The sequence below is a fragment of the Wolbachia endosymbiont of Tettigetta isshikii genome (assembly GCF_041154185.1).
GTDB lineage: Bacteria > Pseudomonadota > Alphaproteobacteria > Rickettsiales > Anaplasmataceae > Wolbachia.
Map to the genome: position 1 here is coordinate 1 of NZ_JBFTEN010000029.1, position 13,219 is coordinate 13,219.

At 36.7% G+C, this 13,219-nt stretch carries 13 protein-coding genes; 3 read left to right on the top strand and 10 right to left on the bottom strand.

The window, feature by feature from the left end; translation table 11 throughout:
• Positions 1-274: 274 nt before the first annotated feature.
• The 3 genes from AB6N09_RS05210 to serS form a co-directional block, all read right to left on the bottom strand.
• Positions 275-400, bottom strand: a complete 126-nt coding sequence (locus tag AB6N09_RS05210; protein ID WP_411131875.1) for a hypothetical protein — start codon at positions 398-400, stop codon at positions 275-277.
• Between the two features lie 99 nt (positions 401-499).
• A complete protein-coding gene (gene purD, locus AB6N09_RS05215) occupies positions 500-1,771 on the bottom strand; it encodes a phosphoribosylamine--glycine ligase (RefSeq protein WP_411131876.1) in 1,272 nt (423 codons plus the stop codon).
• Positions 1,772-1,805: 34 nt separating this feature from the next.
• Positions 1,806-3,083 (bottom strand): serine--tRNA ligase, encoded by a 1,278-nt coding sequence (gene serS / locus AB6N09_RS05220; protein WP_411131887.1) that lies wholly within the window; start codon positions 3,081-3,083, stop codon positions 1,806-1,808.
• Between the two features lie 641 nt (positions 3,084-3,724).
• Between serS and odhB the strand changes: the two genes are divergently transcribed.
• Positions 3,725-4,888 (top strand): 2-oxoglutarate dehydrogenase complex dihydrolipoyllysine-residue succinyltransferase, encoded by a 1,164-nt coding sequence (gene odhB, locus AB6N09_RS05225; RefSeq protein WP_411131877.1) that lies wholly within the window; start codon positions 3,725-3,727, stop codon positions 4,886-4,888.
• Between the two features lie 75 nt (positions 4,889-4,963).
• Here odhB and AB6N09_RS05230 read toward each other — a convergent pair whose 3' ends face one another.
• The 5 genes from AB6N09_RS05230 to AB6N09_RS05250 are packed head-to-tail and all read right to left on the bottom strand — an operon-like array spanning position 4,964 to position 7,142.
• Positions 4,964-5,317 (bottom strand): tetratricopeptide repeat protein, encoded by a 354-nt coding sequence (locus tag AB6N09_RS05230; protein ID WP_411131878.1) that lies wholly within the window; start codon positions 5,315-5,317, stop codon positions 4,964-4,966.
• Positions 5,298-5,903 carry a hypothetical protein gene (locus tag AB6N09_RS05235; protein ID WP_411131879.1) on the bottom strand — a complete coding sequence of 202 codons (606 nt, stop codon included), beginning with the start codon at positions 5,901-5,903 and terminating at the stop codon, positions 5,298-5,300. Before AB6N09_RS05235 ends, AB6N09_RS05230 begins: the two co-directional genes overlap by 20 nt.
• A gap of 51 nt (positions 5,904-5,954) precedes the next feature.
• A complete protein-coding gene (locus AB6N09_RS05240) occupies positions 5,955-6,356 on the bottom strand; it encodes a hypothetical protein (protein WP_411131880.1) in 402 nt (133 codons plus the stop codon).
• Positions 6,357-6,380: 24 nt separating this feature from the next.
• On the bottom strand, positions 6,381-6,896 hold the full coding sequence (locus tag AB6N09_RS05245; protein ID WP_411131881.1) for a hypothetical protein: 516 nt from the start codon (positions 6,894-6,896) through the stop codon (positions 6,381-6,383).
• A 15-nt stretch (positions 6,897-6,911) separates the two neighbouring features.
• Complete coding sequence (locus AB6N09_RS05250; protein WP_411131882.1) at positions 6,912-7,142, bottom strand: hypothetical protein; 231 nt, start codon at positions 7,140-7,142, stop codon at positions 6,912-6,914.
• Between the two features lie 619 nt (positions 7,143-7,761).
• Between AB6N09_RS05250 and secA the strand changes: the two genes are divergently transcribed.
• Positions 7,762-10,422 (top strand): preprotein translocase subunit SecA, encoded by a 2,661-nt coding sequence (gene secA / locus AB6N09_RS05255; RefSeq protein ID WP_411131883.1) that lies wholly within the window; start codon positions 7,762-7,764, stop codon positions 10,420-10,422.
• Here secA and AB6N09_RS05260 read toward each other — a convergent pair.
• A complete protein-coding gene (locus tag AB6N09_RS05260) occupies positions 10,406-11,065 on the bottom strand; it encodes a hypothetical protein (protein ID WP_411131884.1) in 660 nt (219 codons plus the stop codon). The genes secA and AB6N09_RS05260 overlap by 17 nt on opposite strands.
• Before the next feature lie 101 nt (positions 11,066-11,166).
• Positions 11,167-12,162, bottom strand: coding sequence for a ribonucleotide-diphosphate reductase subunit beta (locus AB6N09_RS05265; protein ID WP_411131885.1), 996 nt, complete (start codon positions 12,160-12,162; stop codon positions 11,167-11,169).
• Positions 12,163-12,295: 133 nt separating this feature from the next.
• Here AB6N09_RS05265 and AB6N09_RS05270 point away from each other — a divergent pair, with 133 nt between their 5' ends.
• Positions 12,296-12,634, top strand: a complete 339-nt coding sequence (locus AB6N09_RS05270) for an outer membrane protein assembly factor BamE (RefSeq protein WP_411131886.1) — start codon at positions 12,296-12,298, stop codon at positions 12,632-12,634.
• Positions 12,635-13,219 lie beyond the last annotated feature (585 nt).

Genomic DNA, 13,219 nt, shown 5'->3' on the forward strand with positions numbered 1-13,219 from the left:
TTTTTCTCGGTCGCACACGCCCATGATAACTCTATTCCTATAGTGAGTAGGGTTATCTTTCTCTCTTATCTCTTTTATATCACGTTTTTAACTTACAATGTTTTTCCTTTATATTTTCCAATAAGTGTTTTTCCTATAAAAAGAGCTTTAACAACTTTTTGATTTTGCGTTAAGTCATCATCAACTTGTATAACTTCGTCAGATTTATTCACTTCGGGTGTAGCTGGCGGTTTGTTGCCTAACATGTTATTTAACACCTTGTACATTATATATGTTACAACCTCGTTTTAACTTCCTCTGCTCTTTTATCTACATATTTTTCTACTTCACTGCGCACATGTCCTTTTAAGCTGTCAAGAAAGTTTTGCAAGTCGAGTAAAGTTAATTCAGACGTTTCCATAAACCCCCCAGTTCTATTATTAACCCAATAATACATCTAGTATACTAAAATATCTTTAAAAAGGACGACTTAAAAGTCCTGACACTTAGGTAGCTAATGTTAACTACCAATATCATACCTGAAGAAACCTCCTGGCCATTCTAAAAAGTTCAGTGCCGAGTACACTTTACTTTTAGCTTCTTCCACACTGCTTCCTTCCCCTACTATATTGAGCACTCTCCCGCCATCGGAAACTAAGTTACCGCTTTCATCTAACTGAGTACCAGCATGGAATACCAGCATACCGGGAATGCTCTCAATTTTATCCAACCCCCTAATTATTTCTCCTGTTTTATAATCACCTGGATAACCCTTACTTGCAACGACTACACAAACTGTAGATTTGTTAGTAAGCTCCACCGTTTTGGCACTCAACTTTCCTTCTGCAACTGATAACATTAATTTTAATAAGTCACAATTTTCATCAAATCTAGGCAAAATAGATTGTATCTCCGGATCACCGAATCTAACATTGTACTCAAGAAGTTTAGGGCTATCCTTGCAAATCATCAAACCAGCAAAGAGCACTCCTTTATAAGGTGTTCCAATATTAGTCAGGGCTTGAATTGTCGGATATATTATTCTTTGGATAATTTTTTGCTCCATATCCTTACTTATAATTGAAGGCGATGAGTATGCCCCCATACCTCCTGTATTTTGACCTTCATTGTTTTCATTAGCTCTTTTATAATCCTTTGCACATCCAAGTGTTGCCACTTTCAACCCGTCAACAAGAGCAAAAAAGCTTACTTCCTCTCCCACTAAAAATTCTTCTATGACTATCTCTTCACCTGATTCACCGAATTTTTTCTCTACCAACATTGAACCTATCGCCGAAAAAGCTTCGTTTTCTGTGTTGCATATTATTACGCCTTTCCCTGCTGCAATTCCGTTTGCTTTCACCACAAGTGGAAATTTTATTTTATTGCTGCATACAAAGTCTTTAGCTAATCCCTCATCGACAAAACACTCATACTTGGCAGTTGGTATACCATATTGTTTACATAACCCCTTGGTGAAAGACTTTGATGCCTCAAGCTTCGCAGCTGCTCGACTTGGAGTAAAAACATTTATTCCCTCTGCAACTAGGTTGTCAGCAAGCCCATCGATTATTGGTTGCTCTGGACCAATAACAACTAATTCTATATTTTCTCTCTTGCAAAATTGTGTGATATCAATTGAGTTTCTGATATTTATATCCACAAGAACCCCAAGATTTTCCATAGCTCGTCGACCAGGAGTGATATATAACCCAGTTAAGATAGGAGATTTTTTTAGAGCCCAAAGTAAAGCATGCTCACGCCCACCAGAACCTATAACCAGAACCTTCATCTTTAATTTCCTCGTTTTTTGTATGTTAAAACTATTATTTGTTTATAACAGTATCATTACTCATATATTTTTGCAACACGTTTGGTATTGTAATTGACCTGTTAGGATTTTGATAATTCTCCATTATGGCAATAATCGTTCTTCCTATAGCTAAAGCCGAGCCATTTAAAGTGTGAACATATTTTTTCACCTTCTTGTCAGCCTCTAAAAAGTATTTAGCGTTCATTCTTCTTGCCTGAAATGCACCGCAATTTGAGCAACTTGATATCTCTCTATATTTATTTTGCTCAGGCAGCCACACCTCTATGTCATAAGTCTTCTGCGCGGCGAAGCCCATATCACCACTGCATAGCAGCATCACCCTATATGGCAATTCCAATTGCTTTAATATCTCTTCAGCAACACTTGTCATGCGCTCAAGTTCATCATTTGATTGGTTTTCAGTTGTGATACTCACCAACTCCACTTTACCAAATTGATGTTGCCTAACCATGCCTCTCGTGTCTCTTCCTGCGCTACCGGCCTCCTTACGAAAACACTCCGAATATGCAGTAAAACGAACTGGCAGTTCTTTATCTTCTATTATTTTATCAGCAACCAAATTTGTTAGAACCACTTCACCTGTGGGAATCAATCTTAATTCGTCGGTAGTTAAATATGAATCATCAGAAAATTTCGGTAGCTGACCAACATTATACATCGCTTCATTCTTTACCAAAGCCGGATGATATACCTCAGTATAGCCAAATTCATTAACATGCATTTCAAGCATAAAATTTACTAATGCTCGTCCAAGCTTAGCTAACCGTCCTTTCAATACTGCAAATCTTGACCCGGAGATTTTTGCTGCTTGCTTAAAATCCATCGAATCCAACCCCTCTCCGAGTTCATAATGAGACTTTGGCACAAAATCAAATTTTCTTCTCTCTCCATATTTTCTAACTTCTACGTTGGAGCTCTCATCTTCACCTATTGGCACGTTTTTTGCAGGGATATTTGGTAAGTTAGATAAGATATTCATTAAGTTATCTTTCTTCGTTTGCTCTTTTAAGCTGATTGCCTCTATCTCATTTGTTATATTTCTTGACGCTTCTACCTCATTTTCACAGGGGCTCTTGCTAATTTTGAGCTTCTTTATCTCTTCTGTGATTTCATTGCGCTTCCTATTCAAATCTTGCAGTTTAGTGGTTAATGACCTTTTCTCATGATCGATTTCCAATATTTCTTCTACAGTAAAATTTTTAATTCCCCTGCTCTTCATCGCTTTTCCGAATTCCTCAGGATTTTTGCGTATATACTCTATATCATGCATACATTGTGCCATTACTAACATTGTTACTGTACTTTAAAAGCTTTTAATGCTCAATATTTTTGCACGCGCCATTAATAACTGCTATGGTAATAGGATAAATTAAAGACATCGTTTTGCCAATCAACAATGATGTCATTCCAGTACTTCCTTTTCTTGTCATCCAAGTAGCTAACACTGAGATCTAGAATACTACTTTAGTAATAAGTATTTAAGAAATTTACTAAATAGAAAAAAAGGTAACAAAACCAGAGTAGCTAGTTATTTACTATCTATCTTATAACATTGGCGTTTTTGATGTCTTAAACGACTTATAAGCGCGTTTCAGCTTGAAAAACAGAAGTTTTAAAAAGACATGCAGTGCACATAGTGCGAAAAATTAAACACGAGACGCCAAATATGCTAAGTTTTTTGTCATTTAATCTGCACAGATCAAAGATAAATAATAGCTTCAGTACTATGATAAGGGTAACGGCGAAGGTTGTCAAGTAATTTTTCCGTTTTTATTGGTAGAACATACCTAGAGTGGTATTTAGGAGGATGTTATCCGTTTTTCACTTCTAAATGATAAAAAAATTTATTAGTTTATTATACGGTTCTTTTCATGTATAAAATTATAGTAATTTTATACAGAAGGTTGTTTTATGAGCAAAATTATAGAAATTAGAGCACCAAAAACTCTAGGTGGTGAGTCAGTCACGGAAGGTATAGTCAAAATAAAGAAAAATATTGGCGAAGCAGTAAAAGTAGATGATTTAATCTTTGAAATTGAAACTGACAAAACAGCGCTTGAATTAACCGCAGAAGCTTCAGGCCAAATAACTGAATTTCTCGTAAAAGAGAATGATGTAATAAGCCCAGATCAATTATTAGCGAAACTTTCCGTAGGAGAGGTAAAAGAAGAAATAAGTCAAGAAGATAAAACTGCTAAAAAAGATGCTCCTTCAGCTCGCAAAATTATGGAGGAAAATGCAATCAGTGCAGAAAATGTCGAAGGAACTGGCATGGGAGGCAGAATAACCAAAGCAGATGCAATAGGCCATATAAGCAAAAGTACAGGCGCTGAACAGCCTGCGGTCAAACTGCCAAAAAGTATAGCAAGTGGGGAGCGAAGAGAAGAACGAGTAAAAATGAGCAAAATAAGGCAAGTAATCGCTGCTCGTTTGAAGGCATCGCAAAACACTGCTGCGATATTGACCACATTCAATGAGATCGACATGAAGAATGTAATGGATCTGAGAGCAAAATATAAAGAAACTTTCGAAAAAAAATATGGAATAAAACTTGGTTTCATGTCGTTTTTTATAAAGGCAGCAGTGCAATCACTGAAGGAGATTCCTGAAATTAACGCTGAAATCTCAGGCGATGAAATCGTATATAAACATTACTATGACATAGGCGTTGCTGTTGGCACCGATAAAGGCCTTGTTGTGCCGGTTATTCGAAATGCTGACCAAATGTCATTCGCTGAAATCGAGTTGACCTTGGCTGCTCTTGGCAAAAAAGCTCGAGAAGGCAAGCTGCAAGTATCAGAAATGGAAAGTGCAACATTTACCATTTCAAACGGCGGAGTATACGGTTCGCTCCTGTCCACCCCGATAATAAACCCTCCGCAATCTGGAATACTTGGCATGCATTCAATACAAAACAGGCCAGTTGCTATTGGCAACTCAATTGAAATTAGGTCTATGATGTACATTGCCCTCTCCTACGATCACAGAATAGTCGACGGCAAAGGAGCAGTAACCTTCCTTGTCAAAATAAAAAATTATATAGAAGATCCAAACAGATTGGTTTTAGAAGTATAGCTCAAATGAGTTGTTATTAATCTAGTGTTGCTAAAAACCTAAATATCATCCAGTTCTGGGAATAGTTTAACGGCTTCAAAAACGATCAGAGTCACAATGTTTTCCAATGATAGATGAAGCTAATTCAACCAACTCTTGTCCTTTCTGATGATCATCTAGGGCATTATAAACATTACCGAGGTCTACCAGTAGTTTAACAACTTTAGGATGATCGGAGCCATAATGCTCCTCAAGAATAGGTAAAGCCCGTTCAAGCAACTCCTTTTGTTCCTGAGGATTACCTAAAGCACCGTAAGCTATACCTAGATTTGCTAGTAGTGTAGCAACTTCAAAATGATCAGAGCCATGATGTTCCTTGATGATAGGTAAAGTCCATTTAAGCGACTTCTTTTGTCTTCCAGGATCTAAATCAAAATATCCATCGCCCATCCATATTAACAAATTTACAAGATAATCCTTTTCTATTGTTTGTTTTTCTGAAGGATTTTTTGCTAGCCAACCATCTATATGTGATAAAAGTGCTTCTAAATGTGGCAGTAATTGTCTTTTTTTTAGCATAGTCCTCTAATTTATCACTATCGTTAGGGAAACTTTCTCCCAGTAACTCAAAAGTCTTTTTTACAACTTTTTCTTTGCTTTGTTTTTCTAACTCTATCCTCGTTACTTGCTGTACTAACCTGTGAATGTTGACTGAACTTTGCTCTTCTTCTGAGTTGATCATTAAATATTGCTTAAGTAGTTGGATAGCATCACCTAACCTTTCTCTATTGCGTTCTAATCCTAAAAACATTTCTACAGAAATATTGTCAGAGGCAATATAGGTGATGATATCTAAAATTTCTTTGGCTTGCTGACCATACTCTGGGTTATCTTTGATTTTATTAATAGTAATTCTCCAGGTTATAAAAGTTGTCTCGGTGTAGCTATTGTCGCTGTCTTCAGGAAATTCAAAATCAAGTAACTTTTCTGCTTCCTCTTTATACCTCTTTAAATAATCACTGATTTCAAACCTCAAGCCTACATTCGTTAATGCTATATCCCTCTCTTTTATGTATGCAACTGCCTGCTACAGAGCTAAAGGAAAATGCTTTAATGTTTCTGCTAAACTCTTTATTTCATTTTCTTGTGACCCATCTTTTATGCCTAACACATTTCTAATGAAGTCTATTGACTCTGTTTCAGTAAATGTACCCAATGATAATGCCTTTATATCTCCACATTTCTGATTGCGAGAGGTAATCAGAACACTAGGTTTATTATCATCAGATGATAAAAAGTGGGACGGTAAAAATTGACTAATACCAGCATCTTGACCTTCACTTCTATATTTTTCTGCATTATCGAAAACAAAGAGACTTTTTCTCTTGGCAAAAAAAGCATATATATCTCTTACAATAGATTCAATATCCCTGTCTTCTGTAGGAATACCTAAAAGACCTTTAGCTAATCTGAGAAAAGACTGCACCATGGTTTCATAGGTTGCAGCATTTATTCATATAATATTGTTGTCATAATCTTTACTGTGCTTTTCAATATATTTTCTGGCTAGTTCATTTTTACCTATTCCTCCCAACCCACAGATAGAAACCAGTTGCGATATTACTGTGGCTACACCTTGATTTTCTTGTATTGACTCGTGCAGTTTTTCTAGTTCTGTTTTTCTTCCAGTAAACGATCCTACTGGATTTCTCACCTCAAATCGAAAGCCCCCTAAGATTTCTTCTTTCATCTTACGAAAGAATTCTCTTCCATCTTCATGTGTAAGAACCCCCCCTTTTTCTTTCAACCAATCTAGCATTTCCTCCTGAAAACGGGCGTAAACATTCTTTCTGTCAATATCATTAAATTGCTCACCCAGCTCACTTTTGATAATATCCGCTAGTTTTATTTCATTATGCTGATTTACTGCAAATACTAACTTATCAAAAAATTCTTTTATATTGTCTTCCAACCTACCTTCATTCATCATTCGCCCAAACTCGCGTTGCCACGTCTGATTTCTTTCCAATTTCCTTTTTGAGTTCTAATCTGGTTTGTTTTGGAGTTTTTTTATCTCCTCTTCTAGTTCTTCCATCACTTCTTCTACATCGCTCTTAAATAATGGCTGCATTATTGAAATAATGTCATTGCCAGTATAAAAGAACCTATATCTAGTGCCGCCATCTTTAAAAAAGACATCACTAGTGTCGATTACTTCAACTAAAATTTCTATTCCCTCGTTAGGTCCTAAAGTTTTTATTTTCAACTTCTTCACTGTGTTTTGTGCTGTGCTTTGATCCAGATCAAAATCGATATTAGTACAGATAATAAAATCTTTCAGGTTACCATCTGCAAAATCTTGATTGTTTTTGATCTTGAGGTAAGAAATAAAATACTTTGCTAATCCAAACTCACCACTTTTATCTTTTGTAAGTAAGTTCCCTACTCCAATTTTCTTGTTATCTTCATCTTGTGTATGTTTAGCTTGCAGAAAGCGGTATACTTTCTTATTACCTTATGTACATTTAAATACTAAACCATCGAATTTCCTGGCCTCTTCTATTTCTGTACCTAAGCGAAAAGAGTGCTGATAGAGCACTCCGCGATGCAAAAATAGCATCAATACCTTTAGCTGGTAGATATTACCGTGCATAACTAGTTACCTCATACAGGCTGCTATCAGTTTATTTAATCTAAAGATTAACAAACACCTAAAATAATGCAATAGAGTCTTTACATGTTGATAGAAGGCCTTCAAGAATAGGAATTGCCGAACAAACTCTTAATTCTTGGTTTAAATAAGACTTTCCAAAGATTTTCTAAATCTAATATGTAATTGCTGCAGGCTGCATTTAGTAATATAATCTCATATTAAATGGACGTTACTTAAGTTTATGTCAGATTCTACGTTAGTTTTAACAATTGTTCTTATATTCTTCATTTTTATATTATCGTTTCTTTTTATAAAAAAGATATTTGGGTCAACAAACAAAAAGATAATAAAGTCCTTCAGAAAAATTGTTCAGCAAATAAATGCACTAGAGCCGGAAATGCATAGCTTATCTGATGAGGAGCTTGCTGGCAAAACTGAGGAATTCAAACGAGAATTGAAAAATGGAAAAAGACTAAATGACCTTCTCGTACCTGCATTTGCGGTTGTGCGCGAAGCATCGCGAAGATTTCTTGGTATGAGACACTTCGACGTTCAGTTGATCGGTGGAATGGTGCTTCACAGTGGTATGATATCAGAGATGAAAACAGGTGAGGGAAAGACACTCGTTGCAACTCTAGCTGCATACCTCAATTCCTTAGAAGGCAAAGGCGTACACGTCGTAACTGTCAACGACTACCTTGCAAAACGAGACACAGAATGGATGAGCAAATTATACAATTCTCTCGGGGTCTCTGTTGCATTTATCACGAATAATTTGACAGATGAAGAGAGAAAAGAGGCTTATAGTGCAGATATTGTGTATTCAACAAACAACGAGGTTGCCTTTGATTACCTGCGGGACAATATGAAATTTTCTCAAGAGGATATGGTACAAAGAGGCTTCAATTACGCGATAGTAGACGAAGTAGACTCCATACTCATTGACGAAGCGCGGACTCCGCTTATTATTTCCGGTACGGTTGAGGAAAACAATCAGATATATAAGCACATAAACAAAATAGTAACCAAATTAGTTGATTCTGATTATGAGGTAGACGAAAAAAGTAGGGCAGTATTCCTCACTGAAGATGGCATTTCGCGAGTGGAGGAGCTGCTTAGGTCATACAATCTCATTCCTGAAAATTCCTCGCTCTATGATACTGGCAACATGATAATGACTCACTATATAGATCAAGCATTCCGTGCACATAAACTGTTTACTGCTGATAAAGATTATATAGTAAAGGATGGTAAGGTAGTAATTATCGATGAGTTTACTGGACGTATGATGGAGAGCAGGAGATATTCCGATGGTCTTCACCAGGCACTTGAAGCAAAGGAGAATCTTGAAATTCAGCATGAAAACCAAACTTTGGCATCTGTTACATTTCAGAACTACTTTCGTATGTATAACAAACTCTCTGGTATGACGGGAACAGCAGCAACAGAGGCAGAGGAGTTTCGCGATATATATAAGCTGAATGTAGTAAAAATTCCAACTAATGTGCCTGTAAAGAGAATAGATGTTGATGATGAAATTTATGGCACAGAAAAAGAAAAATTTAATGCTGTGTTGAAGTTTATAGAAGAATGTCACAAATGCCTTCAGCCGGTCCTTGTTGGCACGGTTAGTATTGAAAACTCTGAAAAACTTTCTGCGCTTTTGCGAAGCCATTCTCTTAAGCACTCAGTGCTAAACGCTCGTTATCACGAACAAGAGGCCTATATAATAGCGCAAGCTGGAGTACCAGGAAGTATTACTATAGCAACTAATATGGCAGGACGTGGAACTGATATTCAGCTTGGTGGCAATGCTGAAATGATAGCAAAAGTGGAGCTAAATAAGATAAAAAATGCTGATGAAAGAGAAAAAAAATACCAAGAAATAGTCAAAAGAGTAAAAAAAGATAAGGAAATTGCTATAAAAGCTGTCGGTTTATGTGTGGTTGGAACCGAAAGGCATGAAAGCAGGAGAATAGATGATCAATTACGTGGTCGCTCTGGTCGTCAGGGTGATCCCGGACTTTCTAAGTTCTTTTTGTCGCTTGAAGATGATTTAATGAGAATATTTGGCTCCGATAGAATGAGAAGTTTTTTGCAAAGAGTGGGGCTAAAGAACAACGAAGCTATTCATCATCCATGGATCAATAAGGCACTTGAGAAAGCGCAGAAGAAAGTTGAAGCTCGAAACTATGACATGCGGAAATCTCTGCTTAAGTTTGATGACGTAATCAACAACCAACGCAGAGTTATTTTTAAGCAGAGAAATCATATTTTAGGCAATGAAATCAATGATTTACTTGAAGTGTATAGTGAAGTAAATGAGAGTATAATAGAAAGCATAGTGCAAATTGGTTACTACGAAGATTATGTTGAAGATATAGCTAAGGAATTCTATATGAGATATGGAATAACACTTGATAAGGAAGACTTAGCAAAGTTTTTAAACAAACAAGAAGCTTTGGATTACATAAACAATAAAGTGCAAGAGTTCTTCACCGAAAAGGAAAGATATTTTAATAGTCAGCAAACTACAGATTTGTGGAATACAGTAGTGAGGCAAGTGATGATCATGACACTTGATCATTTATGGAGGGAGCACCTCTCAATTCTGGAAAGCCTAAGACAAAGCATAAATTTGCGTGCTATGGGGCAGAAGGACCCACTGAATGAATTTAAACGTGAGGCTTTCTTGATGTTTGAGTCGATGCTTAAAAAGTGGAAGGAGCTTACCATCCATCGCCTAGCACACTTTAAGCTAGCAGATAACCAAGAAATAGGTAATAGGTTGCACCCTACTAAAAAGGATAGTTTCCCCAAAGTTTCAAGAAATGACAAATGCCCTTGTAACTCTGGAAAGAAATACAAACACTGCCACGGTGCGGTTACTGTGGTGAATTAGTAGCTGAGGTCTGTGTGTGCTCATCTACATTGACCTCACTCAACTTGCTGTCCGGTACTTGTTGAGGAGGCCTAGGTTCTTCCTCTGATGGTTTTGTTTGTCTATTAGATATATACTTTTTCACTACTCCGGCAAGCTTAATTGCAATACCTATTCCAATTGCAGCTACAATTGAAAATAATAGTGCTATAACCCATATAGATAACAAAGAATTTGCTGTAGTTGATAAAGACAATAAAGAATCTACCTTGGTTATTGGAGTAGCGCCATATGTAACAAGACCAATTCCAGTTATAATGCTCCCAGTAAATAAGCCACCTAAGTACATAATTGCTTTTAGTGAATCGCTCATATTACGATTATGTGGACCTGCGGATGGAGGAGTTGTGATGAGAGCTGCAATTAATGGTACTACGGAGATGCCACCAACGATTCCACCTATTATCAGAGGTGAAAGACTGGTCAATGTAATGAGTACAAGACCTATTAAAATGCTCACTATAGCCCCTATTATCGCCGCTATCCCCACCATCATTAAATAATTTAAACCAAACACTTTGCTCCTTTTTATACTTACAGTTTTTTTAGGTTTATCTTGTATCCTAAAATTTATATAAGTATTTTTATATACTATAAATGACATGTCAATTTTTATTTTACAGGACTGGTTGTTCTCAGCTTAGTGCCATTTACATGGGTTTCAATGTCAAGTTTTGGATAATACAGGTAAAGCAAAGAGACTAATTAGCGCTCTTTATCATCAGTATCATTTTCAGCGAAAGCTTCTTCCCATGTGCCTTGGGTTGCTGCACGGCTATATTCTGTTACTCTATTTTCAAAGAAATTCGTATGTTCCACACCATTTAGTATTTCGTCAAGCCACGGAAGGGGATTATCATTAATATCATATATAGGTTTCAAGCCTAATTGCGTTAACCGTCTGTTTGCTATATAGCGTATATAATTGCGCACCTCTTCTGCAGATAGTCCTTCAACGTCCCCTAAATCAAAAGCAAGCTTTATAAATTCATCTTCAAGCCCAACGATAGTGCGACATGCAGAATATAATTCTTCTTTGAACTCGTCATTCCAAATTTCATTATTCTCTTTAATAAACGTATTGAATAAATTGATAATCGAGTTGGTGTGCAAGGTTTCATCACGTGCTGACCAAGCAATTATTTGCCCCATGCCTTTCATTTTTCCAAAACGTTGAAAATTGAGCAAAATCGCGAATGATGCAAATAACTGCAATCCCTCAGTAAATGCACCAAATACTGCTAGAGTTTTAGCTACATGTTTTCTATCGTGTTTTTTACTTTCCTCGAATTCTAACATGTATTCATACTTCTTCCTCATAGCATCATACTTCAAGAATGCTTGATATTCACTTTCCGGCATGCCAATTGTGTCTAAAAGGTATGAGTAGGCTGCAATGTGTATGGTTTCCATGTTGGAAAAGCTGGCAAGCATCATACATATTTCTGTTGGCTTAAATATATTTGAATAATGCCTCATATAGCAGTTATTTACTTCAATGTCCGCTTGAGTGAAGAACCTAAAAATCTGAGTTAGTAGGTTTTTCTCCACATTCGAAAGTTTAGTTTTCCAATCTTTTACATCGTCAGCAAGCGGAACTTCTTCCGGTATCCAATGTATCCTTTGTTGCTGTAGCCACGCATCATATGCCCAAGGGTAGTTGAAGGGCTTATATATTGGATCTGCTTTTAATAATGACATAGAGCACCTAATTGTTTTCTGAAGTAAATATTATATTAAGCGATATCGAAAATGAGTCAATTTAACTTTTGCAAAATTTGACTACAGGTAGTTTATTAGTGTATTGTAATTTCACAACGATTTATCAACAAAAATGCGAGCATTAATATTTCTTGTTTTACTACTTCTAGTAAGCTGTACACACACTATTCACAATCACGGAGCTCCAGGCATTAGAGTTGAATTGTTGGACAAGATAAAAGTAGGTGATGATAAAGAAAAAGTGGTTCACACTTTAGGGTCGCCAACATTAGTATCTAAATTTGATGAAAATGTTTTGTATTATATCTCATATAAAATTAAACAATCTAATTTCTTAGGAAAAAGGAAGTATAGCAGCAAGTCTCTGCAAATCTCGTTCGATCAGGATGATAGGGTTGCAGATATAAAAGAAATTAACGTTGCAGAGAGGTATTTAGCTGTTATTGATTGAAATCTGCTGACTATAGAGTTTTTCTGTAAGAAGATGGTCGAGCAGACCGGTGGAACTTCCCCACCAGCCCCTCACAGAACTGTGCATGAACCTCTAGATTCACACAGCTCTTGTCATTTTTAGCCTTTACATCAAAGACCTACCTTTATTATTTGCTCCTCCCATTTCGGTTGACAAATAACTAAAATCCAAATGACTCAGTCCCTTCGCTCCATCTCCATTACAGAGACTTCTTCACTACTACAAACTAATCCGCCCCTGTTTTCCGCATCTATACTCTCATCCTTGAAGTTTAGCTTCTTGGATTCCTACCTTATCATCGAAACAACAGGTTCTCGCAGTTCTACACAATAGCCAAAAATAGATTCGTGCCACCTCTATGCCGGACGCCGCCTACCAAGTAAACAAGTTTCCGGTAGATTTATCCCAGGTTAGGATGAAACCACTGGTTTTGACGTCGTTTAAAGCCTTTCGACACTTCTTCAATGGTTCATTTTCATTCGCCTCTCTATTTCACACATGACGCATAATTGCACCTTTTCCATAACGCTCACTACCTTGGCTCTTTACCAAAGCAGCTTATGG

Bases quoted from the DNA above. Each gene is read 5' to 3' on its own strand.
- AB6N09_RS05210 (WP_411131875.1), bottom strand. From the start codon at position 400: ATGGAAACGTCTGAATTAACTTTACTCGACTTGCAAAACTTTCTTGAC.
- purD (WP_411131876.1), bottom strand. From the start codon at position 1,771: ATGAAGGTTCTGGTTATAGGTTCTGGTGGGCGTGAGCATGCTTTACTT.
- serS (WP_411131887.1), bottom strand. From the start codon at position 3,083: ATGCATGATATAGAGTATATACGCAAAAATCCTGAGGAATTCGGAAAA.
- odhB (WP_411131877.1), top strand. From the start codon at position 3,725: ATGAGCAAAATTATAGAAATTAGAGCACCAAAAACTCTAGGTGGTGAG.
- AB6N09_RS05230 (WP_411131878.1), bottom strand. From the start codon at position 5,317: ATGGGCGATGGATATTTTGATTTAGATCCTGGAAGACAAAAGAAGTCG.
- AB6N09_RS05240 (WP_411131880.1), bottom strand. From the start codon at position 6,356: ATGGTGCAGTCTTTTCTCAGATTAGCTAAAGGTCTTTTAGGTATTCCT.
- secA (WP_411131883.1), top strand. From the start codon at position 7,762: ATGTCAGATTCTACGTTAGTTTTAACAATTGTTCTTATATTCTTCATT.
- AB6N09_RS05260 (WP_411131884.1), bottom strand. From the start codon at position 11,065: ATGTCATTTATAGTATATAAAAATACTTATATAAATTTTAGGATACAA.
- AB6N09_RS05265 (WP_411131885.1), bottom strand. From the start codon at position 12,162: ATGTCATTATTAAAAGCAGATCCAATATATAAGCCCTTCAACTACCCT.
- AB6N09_RS05270 (WP_411131886.1), top strand. From the start codon at position 12,296: ATGCGAGCATTAATATTTCTTGTTTTACTACTTCTAGTAAGCTGTACA.